1 protein-coding gene is annotated in these 255 nt (G+C 38.8%); it reads right to left on the reverse strand.

The genetic code is table 11. The annotated features are described in order from the left end of the window. Positions 1-190 (reverse strand): biopolymer transporter ExbD (locus E8Q33_RS15090; protein WP_211116199.1); only part of this gene is annotated, 190 nt, incomplete at its 3' end. Positions 191-255 lie beyond the last annotated feature (65 nt).

The raw sequence follows: 255 nt of genomic DNA on the forward strand, positions 1-255 counted from the left end.
ACAGTAAATAGTATTGAGTTCGTATTTTGTCAGTGTTGTAAGACTCACTAGCAGCCGTAATATCCATCTGCCGCCACTGGGTAAACCCGGATGACAACATAAAAAACAACAACAGGATAAACACCACGTCAATTAAAGGCGTTAGGCTAATTAATCGACGTTTTGCTGCCAGCGGGTGTTCAAGCAACATTTTTTAAGCTTTCAACTGGTTTTATTGTTGAGAGTTTTATAAAAGGTGCATGAGTAAAAACCTGT

This window comes from Methylophaga sp. SB9B (assembly GCF_004832235.1).
Taxonomy (GTDB): domain Bacteria; phylum Pseudomonadota; class Gammaproteobacteria; order Nitrosococcales; family Methylophagaceae; genus Methylophaga; species Methylophaga muralis.